Origin of the sequence: Pigmentiphaga litoralis, assembly GCF_014651835.1 — a bacterium.
GTDB lineage: Bacteria > Pseudomonadota > Gammaproteobacteria > Burkholderiales > Burkholderiaceae_B > Pigmentiphaga > Pigmentiphaga litoralis.
Genome location: NZ_BMXQ01000001.1, coordinates 1,018,814 through 1,037,713 on the forward strand (window position 1 = coordinate 1,018,814; position 18,900 = coordinate 1,037,713).

General features: G+C 64.5%; 18 protein-coding genes. 1 reads left to right on the plus strand and 17 read right to left on the minus strand.

Features of this window, described 5'->3' with window-relative positions; all coding sequences use genetic code 11:
• Positions 1 to 51 precede the first annotated feature (51 nt).
• The 12 genes from hflC to ndk form a co-directional block, all read right to left on the minus strand.
• Positions 52 to 954 (minus strand): protease modulator HflC, encoded by a 903-nt coding sequence (gene hflC, locus IE116_RS04440; protein WP_189610121.1) that lies wholly within the window; start codon positions 952 to 954, stop codon positions 52 to 54.
• 16 nt (positions 955 to 970) lie between these two features.
• The gene (gene hflK, locus IE116_RS04445; protein ID WP_373302942.1) at positions 971 to 2,311 is read right to left on the minus strand and encodes an FtsH protease activity modulator HflK; all 1,341 of its coding nucleotides are present in this window, start codon (positions 2,309 to 2,311) and stop codon (positions 971 to 973) included.
• A 39-nt stretch (positions 2,312 to 2,350) separates the two neighbouring features.
• Positions 2,351 to 3,544: a GTPase HflX gene (gene hflX / locus IE116_RS04450; protein WP_189614437.1), complete on the minus strand. Its 1,194-nt coding sequence runs from the start codon at positions 3,542 to 3,544 to the stop codon at positions 2,351 to 2,353.
• On the minus strand, positions 3,537 to 3,773 hold the full coding sequence (hfq, locus tag IE116_RS04455; protein ID WP_179587593.1) for an RNA chaperone Hfq: 237 nt from the start codon (positions 3,771 to 3,773) through the stop codon (positions 3,537 to 3,539). Before hfq ends, hflX begins: the two co-directional genes overlap by 8 nt.
• 159 nt (positions 3,774 to 3,932) lie before the next feature.
• Positions 3,933 to 5,381 (minus strand): ribosome biogenesis GTPase Der, encoded by a 1,449-nt coding sequence (gene der, locus IE116_RS04460; RefSeq protein WP_189614438.1) that lies wholly within the window; start codon positions 5,379 to 5,381, stop codon positions 3,933 to 3,935.
• Between the two features lie 24 nt (positions 5,382 to 5,405).
• Entirely contained in the window at positions 5,406 to 6,587 is a 1,182-nt protein-coding gene (gene bamB / locus IE116_RS04465; RefSeq protein ID WP_373302943.1) for an outer membrane protein assembly factor BamB, read from the minus strand.
• 11 nt (positions 6,588 to 6,598) lie between these two features.
• A complete protein-coding gene (locus IE116_RS04470) occupies positions 6,599 to 7,231 on the minus strand; it encodes a YfgM family protein (RefSeq protein WP_189610126.1) in 633 nt (210 codons plus the stop codon).
• Positions 7,232 to 7,388: 157 nt separating this feature from the next.
• Positions 7,389 to 8,687: a histidine--tRNA ligase gene (hisS, locus tag IE116_RS04475; RefSeq protein ID WP_189610128.1), complete on the minus strand. Its 1,299-nt coding sequence runs from the start codon at positions 8,685 to 8,687 to the stop codon at positions 7,389 to 7,391.
• A gap of 36 nt (positions 8,688 to 8,723) precedes the next feature.
• The gene (ispG, locus tag IE116_RS04480) at positions 8,724 to 10,055 is read right to left on the minus strand and encodes a flavodoxin-dependent (E)-4-hydroxy-3-methylbut-2-enyl-diphosphate synthase (protein WP_189610130.1); all 1,332 of its coding nucleotides are present in this window, start codon (positions 10,053 to 10,055) and stop codon (positions 8,724 to 8,726) included.
• A 15-nt stretch (positions 10,056 to 10,070) separates the two neighbouring features.
• Positions 10,071 to 11,012 carry a helix-turn-helix domain-containing protein gene (locus IE116_RS04485; RefSeq protein WP_189610132.1) on the minus strand — a complete coding sequence of 314 codons (942 nt, stop codon included), beginning with the start codon at positions 11,010 to 11,012 and terminating at the stop codon, positions 10,071 to 10,073.
• A complete protein-coding gene (gene rlmN, locus IE116_RS04490) occupies positions 11,009 to 12,250 on the minus strand; it encodes a 23S rRNA (adenine(2503)-C(2))-methyltransferase RlmN (RefSeq protein WP_189610134.1) in 1,242 nt (413 codons plus the stop codon). Before rlmN ends, IE116_RS04485 begins: the two co-directional genes overlap by 4 nt.
• A 34-nt stretch (positions 12,251 to 12,284) precedes the next feature.
• Entirely contained in the window at positions 12,285 to 12,710 is a 426-nt protein-coding gene (gene ndk, locus IE116_RS04495; RefSeq protein ID WP_189614440.1) for a nucleoside-diphosphate kinase, read from the minus strand.
• Positions 12,711 to 12,950: 240 nt separating this feature from the next.
• On the opposite strand from ndk, the gene IE116_RS04500 reads away from it, so the two are divergent.
• Entirely contained in the window at positions 12,951 to 13,652 is a 702-nt protein-coding gene (locus IE116_RS04500) for a Bax inhibitor-1/YccA family protein (RefSeq protein ID WP_189610136.1), read from the plus strand.
• A gap of 90 nt (positions 13,653 to 13,742) precedes the next feature.
• On the opposite strand, the gene rlmD is transcribed toward IE116_RS04500, so the two are convergent.
• The 5 genes from rlmD to surE are packed head-to-tail and all read right to left on the minus strand — an operon-like array spanning position 13,743 to position 18,754.
• Positions 13,743 to 15,128, minus strand: a complete 1,386-nt coding sequence (gene rlmD, locus IE116_RS04505; protein ID WP_189610144.1) for a 23S rRNA (uracil(1939)-C(5))-methyltransferase RlmD — start codon at positions 15,126 to 15,128, stop codon at positions 13,743 to 13,745.
• Positions 15,129 to 15,169: 41 nt separating this feature from the next.
• Positions 15,170 to 15,958 carry a 3'-5' exonuclease gene (locus IE116_RS04510; RefSeq protein WP_189610146.1) on the minus strand — a complete coding sequence of 263 codons (789 nt, stop codon included), beginning with the start codon at positions 15,956 to 15,958 and terminating at the stop codon, positions 15,170 to 15,172.
• Between the two features lie 3 nt (positions 15,959 to 15,961).
• The gene (locus IE116_RS04515; protein ID WP_229828000.1) at positions 15,962 to 16,957 is read right to left on the minus strand and encodes a peptidoglycan DD-metalloendopeptidase family protein; all 996 of its coding nucleotides are present in this window, start codon (positions 16,955 to 16,957) and stop codon (positions 15,962 to 15,964) included.
• 19 nt (positions 16,958 to 16,976) lie between these two features.
• Entirely contained in the window at positions 16,977 to 17,996 is a 1,020-nt protein-coding gene (locus IE116_RS04520) for a protein-L-isoaspartate(D-aspartate) O-methyltransferase (protein ID WP_444544098.1), read from the minus strand.
• Positions 17,975 to 18,754, minus strand: coding sequence for a 5'/3'-nucleotidase SurE (gene surE / locus IE116_RS04525; protein ID WP_189610148.1), 780 nt, complete (start codon positions 18,752 to 18,754; stop codon positions 17,975 to 17,977). Before surE ends, IE116_RS04520 begins: the two co-directional genes overlap by 22 nt.
• Positions 18,755 to 18,900 lie beyond the last annotated feature (146 nt).

The window sequence follows — 18,900 nt, forward strand, 5'->3', positions numbered from 1 at the left end:
AGCGAAGAAACCGCTGCCACGACGCCACGTTGGTGCGCGCCGGGCGCGTCCTTACCGTGCGGGTGCCGGGGCCGGCGTGCTGGCGTTGCCGCCTGCCGACTTCATGAAGCGGAAGAACTCCGAGCTGGGGTCCACCACCATCACGTCGCCCTTGTTGGCGAACGACGCGCGATATCCTTCCAGGCTCTTGTAGAACTTGTAGAACTCGCGGTCCTGGCCAAAGGCCTGGGCATAGACAGCGGATGCCTTCGCATCGCCCTCACCCATGGTCTTCTGTGCCTGGCGATACGCTTCGGCAATGATGACCTCGCGCTGACGATCCGCATCGGCGCGAATCTTTTCGCCATCGGCTGCACCAATCGAGCGCTGCTCGTTGGCGACACGCTTGCGCTCGGCTTCCATGCGGCGATACACCGACTCGGAAATCTCGGGCGCAAAGTCGACACGCTTCAGGCGAACGTCCAGCACTTCAACGCCCAGCAGCTTGGCCGACGCCGCGGTGTTGGTGCGGATTTCCTGCATGATCTTGTCGCGCTCTTTCGAGGTGACATCGTTGACCGTGCGGCGGTTGATCGACGCGTTCAACGCATCACGCAGCAGCGCCGACATGCGTTCCTGAGCGGCGCGTTCGTTGCCGCCGAAGGTGACGTAATACACCCGCGGGTCGGAAATGCGCCACTTGACGAACGAGTCGATCAGCAGGTTCTTCTTTTCAGAAGTCTGCACACGCTCGACGTCGGTGGCGTCGATGGTTAATACCCGCTTGTCGAATTGCTGGATGTTCTGGAACGGGGGCGGCAGCTTGAAATACAGCCCGGGTTCACTGATCACTTCCTTGATTTCACCCAAGGCAAAGACGACAGCGTAATTGCGTTCGTTGACCACGAAAACGCACGAAGAAAGTGCGGCCAGCGCGATGAGCAGGCCGACCACGGTGGGAATCAGACGATCCATGACGGGGTTCCTTGTCTCAACGGGGGACGTTACGGTCACGGGAGCGCAGGGCTTCCCGTGGAGTGGGTTCGGGCACGCTGCTGGACATTGGTGCGGGCAAAGGCAATGCCGTACCGTTGTTCATCGAACTCGAACTTCCGCCCGCCCGCGCCGACGCCGCCGCCGAGGACTCTTTGGACACCTGCTGCATGATCTTGTCGAGCGGCAGGTACAGCAAGTTGTTGCCCGAACGCGTGTCGACCAGCACCTTGGACGCGTTGGTAAACACTTCCTGCATCGTGTCCAGGTACAGACGGTCGCGGGTCACGCCCGGGGCCTTCTGGTACTCGGTCAGCACCTGGGTAAAGCGCGAGGCGTCACCCTCGGCGTTTTCCACGATACGCGTGCGATAGCCTTCTGCCTCTTGCAACAGACGCGACGCAGCACCCGCGGCACGTGGAATCACCTCGTTGGCATAGGCCTGGCCTTCGTTGACCTGACGTTCGCGGTCCTGACCGGCCTTGACAGCGTCATCGAACGCAGCCTGCACCTGCTCGGGCGGCTGGGCATTCTGGATTGCGACGGTGCTGATCAGCACGCCCGTTCCATAAATGTCCATGATCGTCTGCATCAGCTTGGTGACTTCGCCGGCGACTTCGGTCCGGCCTTCGTACAGCACGAAATCCATCTTTTTCTTGCCGACGATTTCACGCATGGCCGATTCGGCCGCCTGCTTGACCGAGTCATCAGGGTTGCGCGAATTGAACAGGTAATCGCGTGCCCCACCCTCTTTCAGGCGGTACTGCACCACGAATTGCATGTCGACAATGTTTTCGTCGTCGGTCAGCATCAGCGATTCCTGCAGCACCTTGCTGCGGGAGTTGTTGCGGAAACCGACTTCGATCGTGCGCAACTGCGATTGATTGACGATCTCGTGCGACTGGATCGGATACGGCAGGCGCCACTGGAAGCCGGCGCGCGTCGTTTCCTTGTACTTGCCGAACTGCGTCACCACGGCAACCTGGCCTTCCTGCACGATGAAGAAGCCGGAGCCCAGCCACAGCAGGACGACGATGCCGCCAATGACGCCGACACCGATGCCGGCGCCGCGCGGCGACGGCGAGAAACGCCCGCCGTTGTCGCCGCCGTTGCCGCCACCGCGCGGACCACCTGGCTTGCGACCGAACAGGCCCCCCAGGCGACGATTGAAGTCGCGCCAGAGTTCGTCCAGGTCGGGAGGTCCGCCGTTATTGTTGTTCTTGCCGCCGTCGTTGTTGTTGTTTGGGCGACGTGGAGGCTCATTGCCGGAACCGTTATTACCGCGGCCCCAGTTCGAGTCGTTCAGATTGAATATTCTTGATATCGAAGGCAGACGCATCTTTGCTAGAAAGCGAGGCGGACGGGGGGACCCGCCCGCTCAGGAGCGGGCGTCAGCCGCAGGGCTGACGGACGGAGACTGCGTACGAAAACGCGGGTCGTCATTGTCGATGCTGCTGACAACCACGGGTTCTGCCTGGCTGGCTTCGACGATCGCTCCCCGCAAAGCATCGAACCCCAGGCGTTCTGTCGCGCTGACGAACACTCGCGAAATCGTACCACGCTCGTCACGCTCGACCCCGGGCTCAAGATGAGTCAGGTCAATCTTGTTGAAGACCAGGATGCGGGGGATGTCGGCCGCGCCGATTTCCTCGAGCACCTTGTTTACTTCGGCAATCTGTTCGTCCCGCTGCGGGCTTGCTGCATCCACGACGTGCAGGAGCAGATCCGCATGGATCGTTTCTTCCAGCGTCGCGCGAAACGCAGCAATCAGCATGTGCGGCAATTCGCGGATGAATCCAACCGTATCCGACACCACAACCGAGCCCGCGCCTTCGATCCACACCTTGCGGGTGGTCGTGTCGAGCGTGGCGAACAGCTGGTCGGCCGCATACACCTCGGCGGCGGTCAACGCATTGAAGACGGTCGACTTGCCGGCGTTGGTATAGCCGACCAACGAAACCGAAAACGCACCACCCCGGGCGCGCGACCGCCGCTGGGTCTGGCGCTGCTTTTGCAGCTTGCCCAGCCTTTCCTTGAGCATGCGGACCTTGTCCGCAATGATCCGCTTGTCCATTTCGAGCTGGGCTTCACCCGGACCACGCATGCCGATACCGCCACGCTGACGTTCCAGGTGAGTCCACATCCGGGTCAGGCGCGTGACCAGGTGCTGCAGCTGCGCGAGCTCGACCTGCAGCTTGCCTTCATGGCTTTGCGCCCGCAGTGCGAAAATATCCAGGATCAGCGCGACACGGTCGACCACACGGACCTTGATCTCGCGTTCGATGTTGCGCTGCTGGGCGGGGGTAAGGTTGTGATTGAACAGGACGAGTTCAATGTCGTTGGCTTGAACAGCCAACGCGATCTCCTGCGCCTTGCCCGTGCCAACGTAGAGTTTGGCATCGGGGCGGGCACGCTTGCAGATGATCGTATCAACGATCTCTGCGCCTGCGCCTTGCGCAAGCATAATGAATTCTTCGGTCTGTGCTTCGAAGTCAGGCTCGCCGAAATTGACGCTGACAATCAGCGCCTTTGGCGGCGGCCTGTCGGAAGCTGCCGGATTACGATCAGTCAGCAGTGGGTTCAACCTGGAAGTTGACCGGGCGCGATGGCACCACGGTTGATATGGCGTGCTTGTAGACCATCTGCGTGACAGTGTTCCGCAGCAGCACCACGTATTGATCGAACGACTCGATCTGGCCTTGTAATTTGATACCGTTCACCAGATAAATAGACACTGGTACGTGTTCTTTACGAAGCACGTTAAGAAATGGGTCTTGTAGCAATTGCCCTTTATTGCTCATAAGTGGGCTCCTGGTTGTGTTTTTCTTGGCGGATGCCAACCTGGCTACTTTACCGGGTTTTCCCCGAGCAAACTAGCCTACATGACTGCATGAAACGCCGAAAAAACCCGGCTTAAATCATCGAACTACTCACTGTATATAAGGACGTATGCGCCCTTTTCAACGGCTCCGTCCACGTGGCCGCGGCCGCTTGTTCGGATCGACTGCCTTGACCGGCGCTTTGTCCTTGTACGGATTGTCGCTGGTTCGGAACTCGATTCTTAGTGGAGTGCCCTGGAGTTTAAAAGTTTCCCGGAATCGCGATTCCAGGTAGCGGCGATACGAATCCGGAATGTCGTCCAGGCCATTGCCGTGGATGACGATGAGCGGCGGGTTCTGGCCGCCCTGGTGGGCATACCGCATCTTGGGCCGGAAGATGCCGCGGCGTGGCGGTTGCTGCTGTTCCAGCGCTTCCTGCAGCTCGCGTGTGAGCTTGGGCGTGGACAGCTTGGCAAACGCAGCCGCATGCGCGTCGAGCACCGACTTCAGCAGCGGGTTGATGCCCGAATTCTTCAGCGCCGAGATGTGATGCACCTTGGCAAACGACAGGAAGCGCAGCTTGCGCTCAAGCTCGCGCTTGATGTCGTCCCGCTTTTCGCTGTCGATGCTGTCCCACTTGTTGACGCCCACCACCAGCGCGCGGCCGGTTTCGAGCACGAAGCCGGCAATGTGGGCGTCCTGGTCCGAGATCTCGGCGCTGGCGTCCAGCATCAGCAGCACGACGTTGCTGGCCTCGATGGCCTGCAGGGTCTTGATGACCGAGAACTTTTCAATCGCCTCGAACACCTTGCCGCGCTTGCGCAACCCGGCCGTGTCGATCAGCGTGTACGATCGGCCGCCGCGTTCAAAGTCGATTTCGATCGCATCGCGCGTCGTGCCCGGCTGGTCGAAGGCGATCACGCGCTCTTCGCCCAGCAAGGTGTTCACCAGCGTGGATTTGCCGACGTTGGGACGGCCGACGATCGCCAGCTTGACGCGGTGCGACAGCGGATCGATCGGAACGAATTCGTCGTCGGCGTCCGCCACGATGGGACTGTAGCCGTCCCATTCTTCCGGTTCAGGCAGGGGCTCGACCATGCCTTCCAGGGCGATCTCGATCAGTTCGGTCACGCCGTCACCGTGCGCAGCCGAAATGGGATGCGGTTCGCCCAGGCCCAGTGCATAGAAGTCGGCGGCGGCCGTGGCATGCGAAATGCCTTCGGCCTTGTTGATCGCCAGGACGACCTTGCGGCTCGACTTGCGCAGGCGCTCGCCGATTTCGCGGTCGTGCCCGGTCAGGCCGACGCGGCCGTCGGTCAGGAAAATGACGACATCGGCCTCGACCATGGCCTGCACGGTCTGCTTGGCCATCTGGGCCATGATGCCTTCCTTGGCCACCGGCTCGAAGCCGCCCGTGTCCACGACGATGAAGGGATGGTCACCCACCCTGCCCTCGCCATAGTGGCGGTCCCGTGTCAGACCCGGAAGGTCGGCCACGAGGGCGTCGCGCGAGCGCGTGAGGCGGTTGAACAACGTGGATTTCCCCACGTTGGGCCGTCCCACGATGACGACAACCGGTTTGAATGCCACTGGTTTCATTGAACTCAAGAACCTTTATTCGCCAACACCAAGCAGCGCCAGGTTGCCCTTGGAGGTTTGAACGATCAAGCCCCGTGTGGTTGCCAGGGGCCGCGATACGATTGCACTGCCATCAGTGGCAGTGCGCGCGAGAAGACGACCGTCTTCCCGCCCGAGAAAATGTACATACCCTTGATAGTCGCCGAGCGCGATGGCGCGGCCGAGCGAAACCGGGGCGGTCAGGCCGCGATGCTGCAGAGCGTCCTGCTTCCAGACGTTGGCGCCACCGTCGAGCGCAAAGCCGTAGACCACGCTCTTGTCGTTGGCCGAGTACGCAAAGCGCACGTCCGCCGACATGCCATTCACGCTGGAAAATTCACGCGACCAGGTTGCGTTGCCGCTGCTGACGTCAAAGCAGCTGATGCGGCCTTGATACGTGACCGCGCACAGCAGGCGACCCGAAATGACCGGTGCGCCGACCACGTCGGATACGCGCTCAAGTTCGCTGGTGCCGGTCGGGTTCGAGACCGTGCCTTCCCAGCGCATGGCGCCGTTGGCCGTCGAGATCGCAATGACCTTGCCGCCGGGCAGGCCCGAGAACACGAAGCCATTGGACATCAGCATTTCGCCGGGTGCGCGCAGGGCCAGCGCCGGGCCGGGGCGCTGTACGCTCCAGCGGCGGCGGCCGGTTTCGGCGTCGAACGCCTGGACGCGGTAATCGCCGCTGCGCACGACGACCAGGCCGTCGGCCACGAGCGGCGGCACGGTGACTTCACTGGTGGCTTGCGCCGTCCACTTGATCTGACCGTTGTCGTCGAACGCGATGACTTCCCCGCGCGGCGTGGCCACGGCGGTAATCTTGCCATCGGTGCCGACGCCGGCCGACAGCGTCTTCTTGGCCGAACCGCGCCATTGCGTCGCGCCGGTCGTCAGGTCGTATTTGCCGACGGTGCCGTTTTCCGTCGCGGCATACACGGAGTTACCGACGGCCACAGGAACGAAGCCGACGCCCGACTTGTTGCCCGCCGACACGCTCCAGACGGGATTGACCGTCAGGTTGGGCGTGAAGGTGGTCAGCGGCGCGGGGACGTAGCGCGGCTTGTTGCCGGAAAACAGCGAGCATCCGCCCAGGGCACCGATGACCAGCGCGACGGCGACGGCGCGCATCAGTGCGGGGACGCGAGGTGAAACGTGACGTTGCTGAAATGTGATGGCCATACGGGTTCCTGTCATGCCCCGCCCAAGGCGTCGAGCTTCAATTGGATGGACGAGCGCAGATCCGTGGCCGGATCCAGCTTGTCGAGCGCTTCCTTGTAGGCTGCGCGCGCCTCGTCACGCTTGCCCTGCGCGATCAGCACGTCGCCGCGGCGATCCGCGAACAGCGACGCAAACGCGTCCGGACGCGATGCGCTCAGTTGCTTGAGGGCATCGTCATAGGCTTTTTCGTCGAGCAGCAGGCCCGCCAGGCGCAGGCGCGCGACGGGCACCAGCGCGTCGTCCTTGCTGCGGTCGACGACCCACTGCAACTGTGCCTTGGCGGCGCGGGTATCGCCAGCCTTGGCGTAGGCGCTCGACGCAATCAGTGCGGCGCGCGGGGCATAGGCACTACGGCCGTAATTTTCCAGGATGGTTCCTGCGCTGTCCTTGACGCGGGCGATGTCGCCGGCGTCGGCAGCCTTTTCCAGCACTTCGAACTGCGCCATCGCCTGGGCGGCGTCGCGGCGCTGATACCAGTTCCAGCCGTTCCATGCAGCCGCGGCCAGCAGGCACACCGCCACGACGCCGAGAATGATGGTGCCGTACCTGGCCCACCACGCCTTCAGCGATTCAATCTGTTCCTGTTCTTCTAAATCGTAGGCCATGCATGCCCCGGTTAATGTCAATGGCAGAGAACGCAGACCTGCCATAAAGGGCGGCCTGCGCGATGTCAGTGCGGGAGGTTACCGGATTCCGCCGACTCCCGCGAAATGCGGTGCGCCGCCCTGCCGGCCGCACAGGGCGGACAGCGGCGGCAACCGGTCAGTCGGGATCGATGTGCGACAGTTCGGCAATGATCACGTCGACCAGCGCGGCCAGCGGCACGCGGCGCTGGTTGACGGCGGCCTCGCGGCGAAGCGCCTTCAGGCTCACTTCATCGGCCGCGACCTCGTCTTCGCCCAGAATGACGGCAAATTCGGCGCCGCTGGCGTCCGCGCGCTTCATTTGCGACTTGAAGCTGGGGCTGCCTGCGTGCAGGATCACGTCCAGCCCGGCGTCGCGCAGCGTTTCGGCCACGGCGGCAGCCCGGCGTGCGCCGGCCTCGCCCTGGTGGATCACGTACACGTCGCACTCAGGCGTCGGCTCGATGGTTGCGCCCTGCGTCCACAGGTCCAGCAGGCGTTCCATGCCGATGGCGAAACCGACTGCCGGCGCAGGCTTGCCGCCCAGCAACTGGATCAGCCCGTCATACCGCCCGCCGCCGCACACCGTTCCCTGCGCGCCCAGGCGATCGGTCACCCACTCGAACACGGTCAGGTTGTAGTAATCCAGGCCACGCACCAGCCGCGGATTGATGCGGTAACCCACACCGGCGTCGTCCAGGCGCTGCTTGACGCCGTCGAAGTGGGCCAGCGATTCCGCACCCAGGAAATCCAGCAGGCGCGGCGCGCCGTCGGCCATGGCCTGCAGAGCCGGGTTCTTGGTATCCAGCACGCGCAGCGGATTGGTGTACAGGCGGCGCTTGCCGTCTTCGTCCAGCTGGTCCTGGAAGCCTTCCAGGTACGTGATCAGCGCTTGCCGATGGGCCAGGCGTTCGTCAGCCGAGCCTAGCGAATTGATTTCAAGGCGGATGTCGGTCAAGCCGAGCGTGCGCCACAGGCGCGCCAGCATCAGGATCAGTTCGACGTCGATGTCCGGGCCGGCAAAGCCGAGCGCTTCGACATCGATCTGGTGGAACTGGCGATAGCGGCCGCGCTGCGGACGCTCGTGACGGAACACCGGGCCGATCGCGTATACGCGCTGCGGGCGTTCATAGATCAGGTTGTGCTCGACCGTCGCGCGGACCATGCCGGCCGTGAATTCGGGCCGCATGGTCAGCGACTCGCCATTGAGGCTGTCGGTAAAGCTGTACATCTCTTTTTCGACGATGTCGGTGACTTCACCGATGCCGCGCGTGAACAGGCGCGTGTGCTCGAGCACGGGGGTGCGCAGGCTGCGATAACCGTAGCTGCGCAGCCAGTCGCGCACCAGCGCTTCGAGCTTGTCCCACTGGGCCGAATCGCTCGGCAGGATGTCGTTCATGCCGCGAATCGCGGAAAGTTTCTGGAAAGTATCTGCCATGGTGTCTTGTTGTTGGTATCGCGGTACGTACCGCGTTCAGGCGTCCGACGCTGCCGTCGTCGCCGTGGTGGCGGCGGCCGGGGGCGAGGCGCCATAGCGGCGGCTGACGTAGTCTTCGACCAGGGCCTGGAATTCTTCGGCGATATGGTCGCCCTTGAGCGTCAGGGTGCGTTCGCCGTCGATGTAGACCGGCGCGATGGGTTGTTCACCGGAGCCGGGAAGGCTGATGCCGATATCGGCAAACTTGCTTTCTCCGGGCCCGTTTACCACACAGCCCATGACGGCCACGTGCAGCGACTCGACGCCCGGGTATTGCGAGCGCCACACGGGCATCTGGGCGCGCAGATAGCCCTGGATGCTCGCCGCCAGTTCCTGGAACACGGTGCTGCTGGTACGTCCGCAGCCGGGACACGCCACCACCACCGGGGCAAACGCCCGCAGGCCCAGGCTTTGGAGGATTTCTTGCGCCACGACGACTTCGGTGCTGCGGTCGCCGTTGGGTTCCGGGGTCAGCGATACCCGGATCGTGTCGCCTATCCCCTGTTGCAGCAGAATGCCCATGGCCGCCGTGGAGGCGACGATGCCCTTGCTGCCCATGCCGGCTTCGGTCAGGCCCAGGTGCAGCGGGTAGTCGCAGCGCGCGCTCAGGTCGCGATAGACGGCGATCAGGTCCTGCGCGTTGCTGACCTTGCAGGACAGGATGATGCGGTCCGAAGGCATGCCCAGGCTTTCGGCGCGCTCGGCGTTGTCGATCGCCGATACCACCAGGCAGTCACGCATGACGGCGCTCGCTTCCCACGGTACGGCGCGGCGACCATTGTCGTCCATCATGCGGGCCAGCAGGTCCTGGTCCAGGCTTCCCCAGTTCACGCCGATACGCACCGGCTTCTCGTGCCGGTTCGCCACGTCGATCATCTGGGCGAAATTGTCATCGCGGCGTTTGCCGGTGCCCATGTTGCCGGGGTTGATCCGATACTTGGACAGGGCCTGCGCGCAATCGGGGTACTGCGTCAGCAGCTTGTGCCCGTTGTAGTGGAAATCGCCCACCAGCGGCAAATACACGCCCATACGGTCGAGCTGTTCACGGATCGCCGGGACTTCCCTGGCGGCTTCGGCCGTGTTCACCGTGATCCGCACGACCTCGGACCCGGCAAGGGCCAGTTCCTTGACCTGGATCGCCGTGGCGATCGCGTCGGCCGTGTCGGTATTGGTCATGGACTGCACGACCACCGGCGCCCCACCCCCGACCGCGACGACGTTGCCGTCCCAGCGGATGTGGACCTGGCGGGTTGCGCGGCGCGGCGCCGGGCCCGCAGGGAATGGCGCGGCGGCGTTGCCGGAAGACAGGGAATCGAGGGGGGTCTGCATGGTACCTGTGGACTCTCAGTTCAGCGTCATGCGGGCGACGTTGTCGCGACGGGCCGAGCTCATGTCGAGCGGGGCGCGGCGCCACTGGGCGTCCACGCCCTTGACGTTGCCGATCACGATACGCAGCGGCGCGGCGGACGCTTCGACCGACACGTCGGTGTTGGGCGGCACGATCTGCGAAATGGCGACGGTGCCGTTGGCGCGGCGCACGTCGATCCAGCTTGCTTCGCGGGTGCGGATGACCAGGCCATCGGCATTGGTGGCCGCCGGGGCAGCGGCGGCAGCAGGCTCGGGCGTGGCAACCGGTGGCGGGACCGCGGCCGCAGCAGGCGGCGCCGGCGTGCCCGGAATCACGCCCAGCGGTTCGTTCGAGCCGGTTGGCGTGGTGTTGGGCGGTGCGACGGGTTCCGTCGATTCCGTCACCGGGGCCACAGGGGCCAGCGCGGTGGTGGACGGCTTGGGCGTGCCGGTCAGGACCGACAAGGCGCCTTGTTGCGTCAAGGCATAGGCGACCAGTGCGATCGCCACCAGCAGCATGAAACCGCCGATGATCCACGGCGCCGGGCGCTTGCGTCCGGTCTTGGGCCAATCGCGCCCACCGGACTGCGCCAGCGGGCTGGACAGCGACGACGCCTGCGCCAGCGACACCGGATCGCCGGTTTCCAGGCGCGGGCCCATGGCCTGCAGGAGGGGTTCAGGGGGAATGTCCAGGACGCGCGCATAGTTGCGCACGAAGCCGCGCAGCGACATGCCGTGGGGCAGATCGCTCCAGCGTTCGTCTTCCAGTGCCGCAATCTGGCGCACGCCAAACTTGAGTCGGATCGACACTTCGTCTTGCGACCAGCCACGGCGCTCGCGCGCTTCGCGCAACATTGCGCCGGCCGAGGTTGCCGTATTGCCCGCGCCAGTCATTGCCGCGTCGTTTGCACCGGTCATTGCGCCCTGCCCTTCACTCATTCATGCACCTCGACGATACGGCCGAACCGGCTGTCGGTGGCCATTCTTTCCTTGAAGCGGGTACGGTCCTTGACCTCGCCCGCCAGTTGCCCGCACGCGGCATCGATGTCGTCGCCGCGCGTCTTGCGCACGGTGGTCACGATGCCTGCATCCATCAACCGCTGTGCGAAGAGGCGCACCCGAGCAGGGGGCGAGCGCTTCAGGCCGGACAGGGCGAAGGGGTTGAACGGAATCAGATTGAACTTGCACGACACCTGCTGCGCGATGTCGATGAGCTGGTCCGCATGTTCGTCGGCATCGTTGATGCCATCGAGCATGATGTATTCGAACGTGATGAAATCGCGCGGCGCGAACGCCAGGTAGCGCTGACAGGCGGCAATGAGCTCGCGCAGCGGATACTTGCGGTTCAAGGGCACGAGATCGTCACGCAGTGCGTCGTTCGGCGCGTGCAGCGACACGGCAAGGGCCACCGGGCAGTCCTGCGACAGACGGTCCATCATGGGCACGACGCCCGATGTGGACAGCGTCACGCGTCGGCGCGACAGGCCGTAGGCGTTGTCATCCAGCATGAGCTTGAGCGCCTGGACGGTCGGCTCGTAATTGAGCAGCGGTTCGCCCATGCCCATCATCACGACATTGCTGATGACGCGGTGGTCGGTATTGGCCGTGGGAACGATGCCGCTGCCCGCGAGCCCGGCGGCGCCGTGCGCGCCTGCGTGAACCACGCGGGCGCCCTGGCCGTCGGCTTCGATGGTGCGGCGGGCCAGCCACAACTGGCCGATGATTTCATCGACCGTCAGGTTGCGGTTGAAGCCCTGGTGGCCAGTCGAGCAGAACCGGCAGGCCACCGCGCAGCCCGCTTGCGTCGAAATGCAGAGCGTGCCGCGGTCATCTTCGGGAATGAATACGGTTTCAACGGCATTGCCGTTGCCGACGTCGAGCAGCCACTTGCGGGTGCCGTCGGACGACTTCTGGGCGGTCACGACGGAAGGCGCCCGAACCTCGCATCGATCCGCCAGCGTGGCGCGGAACGATTTTGCGAGGTCGGTCATCTCGTCGAATTCGGCCACGCCGCGCTGGTGGATCCAGCGCTGCAACTGCTTGGCGCGAAACGGCTTGTCGCCCCACTGCCCCACCATGGACGCGAGCGAGTCCCCGTCCAGGCCGAGCAGATTGATCCGCTTGGCTGTGTCGGGCGACGTCGTGCCTGCGGGGGTAACTGTCGAGATATCGGTCATCTCAACCTCCAGGTTGGGCAGGGAGCTTGGCGAATCAACGGCTGTGGATCTCGAGTTCCGGGAAGAAGAACGAGATTTCGACCTTCGCGGTTTCCGGAGCGTCGGAGCCATGAACGGCATTGGCGTCGATGCTGTCGGCGAAATCAGCACGGATCGTGCCCTTCTCGGCCTTCTTGGGATCGGTAGCGCCCATCAGGTCGCGGTTCTTCAGGATCGCGCCTTCGCCTTCCAGCGCTTGCACGAACACCGGACCGGAGATCATGAAATCGACCAGGTCCTTGAAGAAAGGACGGGCGGCGTGGACGGCGTAGAAACGCTCGGCGTCGGCGCGCGACAGTTGCACCAGGCGTGCTGCGACAACGCGCAGGCCGGCGGTTTCAAAACGGGAAACGATCTGGCCAATGACGTTCTTAGCAACGGCATCCGGCTTGATGATCGAAAGGGTACGCTCGATAGCCATCAAAAACTCCAATAAAAACAGATACTTTGGGGTGAAACTAACCTTAAATTGTATCATGGCGACAAGGCGATACGATGGTCAGTGCAAACAGCATGCCGTGGCGATGTGTCACTCTGTGTGCCCGCCCTGCAGCGGCCACCGATCAGGGGAACCCTGGTGCATACTCTGTGTCTCATACCTATCAGCCCGTTCGCGGGGTTGGGTTGTTTCGAGCAAAAGACCATCAAGGAGTCGCTCAACATGGACGAGTTTCGTACTACTACCCTCAATCGTGCCGGGGCTGCGCCCGGTGCGGTCGTGCGCAACCGAGTGCTGCGCAATACCTATTGGCTGCTTGCGGCATCGCTGGTGCCTACGGTCCTTGGCGCCTATCTCGGCATGGCAACGGGATTGGCCGCTGTCATGGGCCGCAGCCCTGGCATTACCGCCATCCTCTTTCTGGTCGGCGCATTCGGCCTGATGTTCGCTGTGGAGAAGAACAAGGAAAGTGGCGTGGGCGTCGCCCTGCTGCTGCTGTTCACGTTCTTCATGGGGCTGATGCTGTCGCGCATGATCGGCTTCGTGATGGGCTTTACCAACGGGTCCACGCTCGTCATGACGGCCTTCGGCGGCACGGCGGCGGTGTTTGGCACGATGGCGGTGCTGTCCACTACCATCAAGCGTGACCTGTCGGGCATGGCCAAGTGGCTGATGGTCGGCGCTGTCGTGCTGATCCTGGCCAGCCTGGCCAATATCTTCCTGCAGTTGCCGGCGTTGATGCTGACCGTGTCGGTCATGGCCATCGTCATCTTCTCGGCGTTCATGTTGGTTGACCTTCAGCGGGTCGTGAATGGCGGCGAGACGAACTATGTGTCCGCCACCCTGGCGATCTATCTGGACGTCTACAACGTCTTTGCCAACCTGCTTGCGCTGCTGGGCATTTTCGGCGGCAGCCGCGAGTAATCGGTGAGTAGGGCTCCGGCTTGAGACCCGGAGCAATTGAAAGGGCCAGTGCCGCAGCGCATTGGCCCTTTTTTTATGGCGGGTGGCTTCCTACGCCAGATCGAACACCGCGATCGACTCCACATGCCCCGTATGCGGGAACATGTTGATGACGCCCGCCTTGCTGAGGCGATAACCGCCCTCTTCCACCAGCACCTGGGCGTCGCGCGCCAGCGTGGCCGGGTTGCATGACACGTACACGATGCGACGCGGACGATCGTCGCCCAGTTCGGCCAGCGCGCGGGACACGGCCAGGGCGCCGTCGCGGGGCGGGTCGATCAGCATGCGGTCGAAGCGGCCCAGGCTGCGCAGCCACTTCGCGTCGACTTCGAACAGGTTCAGGGTCGAAAACGACGTCTTGCCTTCCAGGCCATGGCGCCGGGCCGCGTCCAGCGCCCGTTCGGTCAACGCCGCGCTTCCTTCCACGCCTACCGCCTCGCGGCAGCGGGTGGCCAGCGCCAGCGTAAAGTTGCCCAGGCCGCAGAACAGGTCCGCCACGCGGTCGGTCGGCTCGGGCGCCAGCAGGGTCAACGCACGCGACACCAGGGTGCGGTTGATGGCGTGGTTGACCTGGGTAAAGTCGGTTGGCTTGAAGGGCATGCGCAAGCCGAACTCCGGCAGCGTATAGGCCAGGCCATCCAGATCGTCGCGGACCAGCGGGTGGACGGTTTCCGGACCGCCCGGCTGCAGCCACCAATGGATGTCATGTTTTGCCGCGAAGTTGCGCAGCAGCTGGATGTCGGACTCGATCAGCGGGACCATGTGGCGCAGCACCAGCGCCGTCTGCTGGTCCCCCACGGCCAGTTCAATCTGCGGAATCTTCTTGCGGGCGCGCATGTTGATCAGCAGGAAGCGCAGCGGCATCAACAGGGCCGAGATGTGGGGCGGCAAGGTGTGGCATTCGCGCATGTCGGCAATGTTGCTGCCCTTGCGCGACCGGAATCCGACCCGCATGCCGTTCTTTTCGGGCAGGTAACGCACCGACAGGCGCGCACGGAAGCGGTAGCCCCAGGTCGGGCCGTGGATGGGCGCCAGCACTTCCTGGGGCGACAGCTTGCCGATGTGCGCAAAGTTGTCTTCCAGCACACGCTGCTTGACCGCAACCTGTGCGCGCGAGTCCAGATGCTGGACGGCACAGCCGCCGCACTCGTCCACGTGCGGGCAGCGCGGCACGACGCGCATGGCCGATTCGCGGACGAGCCGCGTGACCTTGGCGATCTCGTACGACGATTTGTTCTGCAGCGTTTTGACGGTGACGCGCTCGCCGGGCAAGGCACCGTCGATGAAGATGACCTTGCCGTCCCGGCGCGCAATGCCCCGGCCATCCAGGTCGAGCGACTCGATGGTCAGGACGGCGTCGGGATCGCGAGGAAGGGTTTCGGAAGCGGGCGCGTCAACGCCGGGGGAACAGGAAGCGTCGGGAAGAGCGTGACTCATGACTTCAGCGGGTGCCACAAAAAAGAAAGGAAGGTTCCGCTTCAGCCACCGCGTGGCGCGGGCCACGCATCCAGGTATTGATACCAGTGCGGCTCGTCGATGCCTTCAAGCGTGCTGCGGACCAGAGCGACTTCGGCGTCGTATTGCGCCTTGGTCAGTTCGCCGCGCATGAAGCGGAAGCGGCAGTATACGAGCCAGGTGTTCACCACGTCGGTTTCGCAGTAGCCGCGCACTTCGTCGGCATCGCCATTGCGCCACGAATGCCAGACCTGGCTGCCGTCCATGCCCAACTTGCCCGGAAAGCCGCAGAGCTTGGCCAGTTCGTCCAGCGGCGCGTTGGCGCGGCCGTTGTACTTGGCCAGCAGATCCATCAGGTCGATGTGCCGGTTATGGTAGCGGCTGATGTAGTTGCTGTACTTGAAGTCGCGGTCGTCTTCGCCCATTTCCCAATAGCGGGACGCCTGGACGTTCTGGATCAGGGCGCGGTAGTGCAGCACCGGCAGATCGAACCCCGAGCCGTTCCAGCTGACCAGTTGGGGCGTGTAGCGTTCGATGGTCTTGAAGAAGCCGTCGATCAGCTTGGCTTCGGGGTCGTCGGCCTTGCCGATGCACTTGACGCGAAAGCCTTCATCGTCGCGAAAGGCGCAGCCCACCACCGCAATCTTCTGCAGGTGCAGCGGCAGGAAGTCATGACCGACGGCTTCTCGCCGCGCCGCGAAGGCGCGTTCGGCCACCTCTTCGTCATTGACGTCAGGTCCCCAGCCGTTAAGGGCGCGCAGGCCCTCGACGTCGGGGATGGTTTCCAGATCGAATACCAGGATCGGGGTCATGGGTCAGCGCGACGGCAGGAAGCCGGACGGATCCACGGGCTTGCCCTGGCGGCGGATCTCGAAGTGCAGGCGGGGCGACTCGGCATCGGTCTGGCCCAATTCGGCGATCTTCTGGCCTCGGCGCACCGACTGCCCTTCCTTGACCAGCATGGCGCGGTTGTGCGCGTAGGCCGACAGGTAGGTGTTGTTGTGCTTGAGGATGATCAGATTGCCGTAGCCGCGCAGTCCGCTGCCACTGTAGACGACCTTGCCGTCGGCCGCGGCCAGGACCGGATCGCCGGGCGTGCCGGCAATGTCCAGGCCCTTGTTCCGGGTCTCGTTGAAGTTTTCAATGACCTTGCCGGCGGCGGGCCAGGCCCAGTCGATCTTTTCGCCGGGCGCCTCGGACGGCTTCGCGGCCGTGGCCGGCGCGGCAGGCACCGTAGGCGGCGTGGGTACGACCACGGCTGCCGGGGGTGTTCCGGGCGTCGTGGGCGCCGGGGTGCCGAGCGGACGCGGTGCGATGGGCGCGGGGCCGGTGATGGGCGCGGTCTGGGCAACGCCCGTGTCCGTCTGTGCAACCGCGGGGGGAGCCGAGCCCGGCCGGCGCACGCGCAGCACCTGGCCGACGCGCAACTGATTGGCGTCTTCCAGTGCGCTCCACTGGGCGATGTCGCGCCAGTCCTGGCCGTGGTCCAGCGCAATCTGATAGAGCGTGTCGCCACGCTTGACCACATAGGTTTCCGCGTCGGACACGGGACGGCCGTCGGCCGAGGTGCCCGAGGTGGACGCCGACGTGCCGGTGGTGGCGGTCGTGTTGCGTGCGGGCGTGGTACGGTCCACGACCGACACCGTGCGGGGCGTGGTCGTGCAGGCCGTCAGGGCGAGCGCGCCGAGGGCCACCATTGCGCCGCGCCGCAACGCCTGCCCCCAGGGCACGGGCGCCAGGGGGAACGCGTCGTCCCTGCCTGCCATCCGGCCCTTTTGCATCGTCACACCTGGCGTGCGCCCATTCAGCATCCCGCATCTCCTCTTTGCATTACATCAATACCCCTGGTTGCAGGGGCACGAAGCGCACGGGCTCAAGCTCGGTTCTGACCCAGCTCTGCGCACCCGTGCGCTCAATCATGACCAATCGCTGCCGAGCCCCGCCCTCGGGCGCGATGAGCCGCGCGCCAATGGCGAGCTGACCCAGCAACGCTTCCGGGATCGACAGACCCGCCGCAGCGACAACGATGGCGTCGAACGGCGCGGCGCTGGGAACTCCCAGCATGCCATCACCGAACACCAGCCGCACATGCGGCAAACGGAGCGGACGCAGCCGGGTACGCGCCAGTTCATGCAGCGCCCGGATGCGTTCGATCGTATAGACCTCTTTGGCGACACCGGCCAGTACCGCAGCCTGGTAGCCGCACCCTGTACCGACCTCCAGCACCTTGCCCAGTTCCTTGCCATTGCGCGCCGCGGCGATCATACGCGCCACGATCCAGGGCTGCGAGATGGTCTGGCCGTGGCCGATTGGCAGCGCCGCGTCTTCGTAGGCACGGCTGGCCAGCGCCTCGTCGACAAAGCGGTGGCGCGCGATGGCCTGCACCGCGGCCAGCACCCGCTCGTCGGCGATGCCCTGCACGCGCAGCCGCGCCACCAGGGCGTTGCGCATGCGTTCAGAGTTCAGGCCCAGATTATCGTCCTGCCGGGACGGCGTCGTGACCGGGGCGGTACGCTGGGGCACCGTGACCGGCATGGCCGTGCGCGGATTGCCGATGCGCGTATTGCTGTTGAACGCCCGGGCGACGGCATCGGGCCGGCTGATCGACGCCGGCAGCGGCGTGCGTGTCAGGGCCGGGCGGCCGGTGGTGACCCGGGTGTTGCTGTTGGTGGGGGTGACCATGACCGGCGCGGCAACCCCCGGCTTGCGGGTCTCGGGACCACGATGGTCGGCGCCGCGGCCATCATTGCCGCGGCCATCGGACGCACGACCGCCAGGGGACCGCGACGCATCGCGATCAGCAGGGGCCGGCGCCGATCCCGGCGGGTTCAGCGGTTTGCGCCGGTCCATTCGGGCGTGGCCCAATCGGTAGCGGCCCAGTCGCGCACGGCAGGCATCTGTTCGGCGTGGGTCAGGTCAAAGCGCAGCGGCGTGATCGACACCGCGCCCTCGACACACGCATGGAAATCGGTGCCGGGCGTGGCGTCGGCGGCCTTGCCGGCCGGCCCGATCCAGTAGACCGGTTCGCCATAGGGCGTGGCCGACTTGACGACCGGCTCGGACGGGTGCCGCTTGCCCAGGCGCGTGACGCGCGGCGGCAACAGCTCGGTGAGGGGGCGGTTGGGAATATTCACGTTCAGCAGCACAGGCGACGGCAGCGGATTGGCCACGAACTGGTCGACCACTCGCCGGGCCACGGCGGCCGCAGCGTCCAGATGCGTCCAGCCCTTCTGCACCTGCGAGAACGCGATCGACGGAATGCCGAACAGATAGCCTTCGGTGGCGGCAGCAACCGTCCCTGAGTAGAGCGTGTCTTCACCCATGTTCTGGCCGTCGTTGATGCCCGACACGATCAGGTCCGGCCGGCGATCGAGCAGTCCTGTCAGGGCCACGTGCACACAATCGGACGGTGTGCCATTCACATACATGAAGCCACTGGCCGCCTTGCGCACCGACAACGGGCGGTCGAGCGTAAGGGAATTGGACGAGCCGCTGCGATTGGTCTCGGGCGCGACGACGATCAGTTCCGCCAGCGGACGCAGCGCGTCGACCAGCGCGGCAAGGCCCGGGGCGAAATACCCATCATCATTGGAAACCAGGATCAGCATGTCATCGTCCAGCACGGGGGCAAAGAGGTCGGGATTGCGGTATGGGAGGCGGCCAGCGTCGTGCGCAAGGCAGCCCACGCAGGCCATCGATCAACGAAAAAGCCCGCCGGGCAATCCCTGCGGGCTTGATTCATGTACCGGCCCGC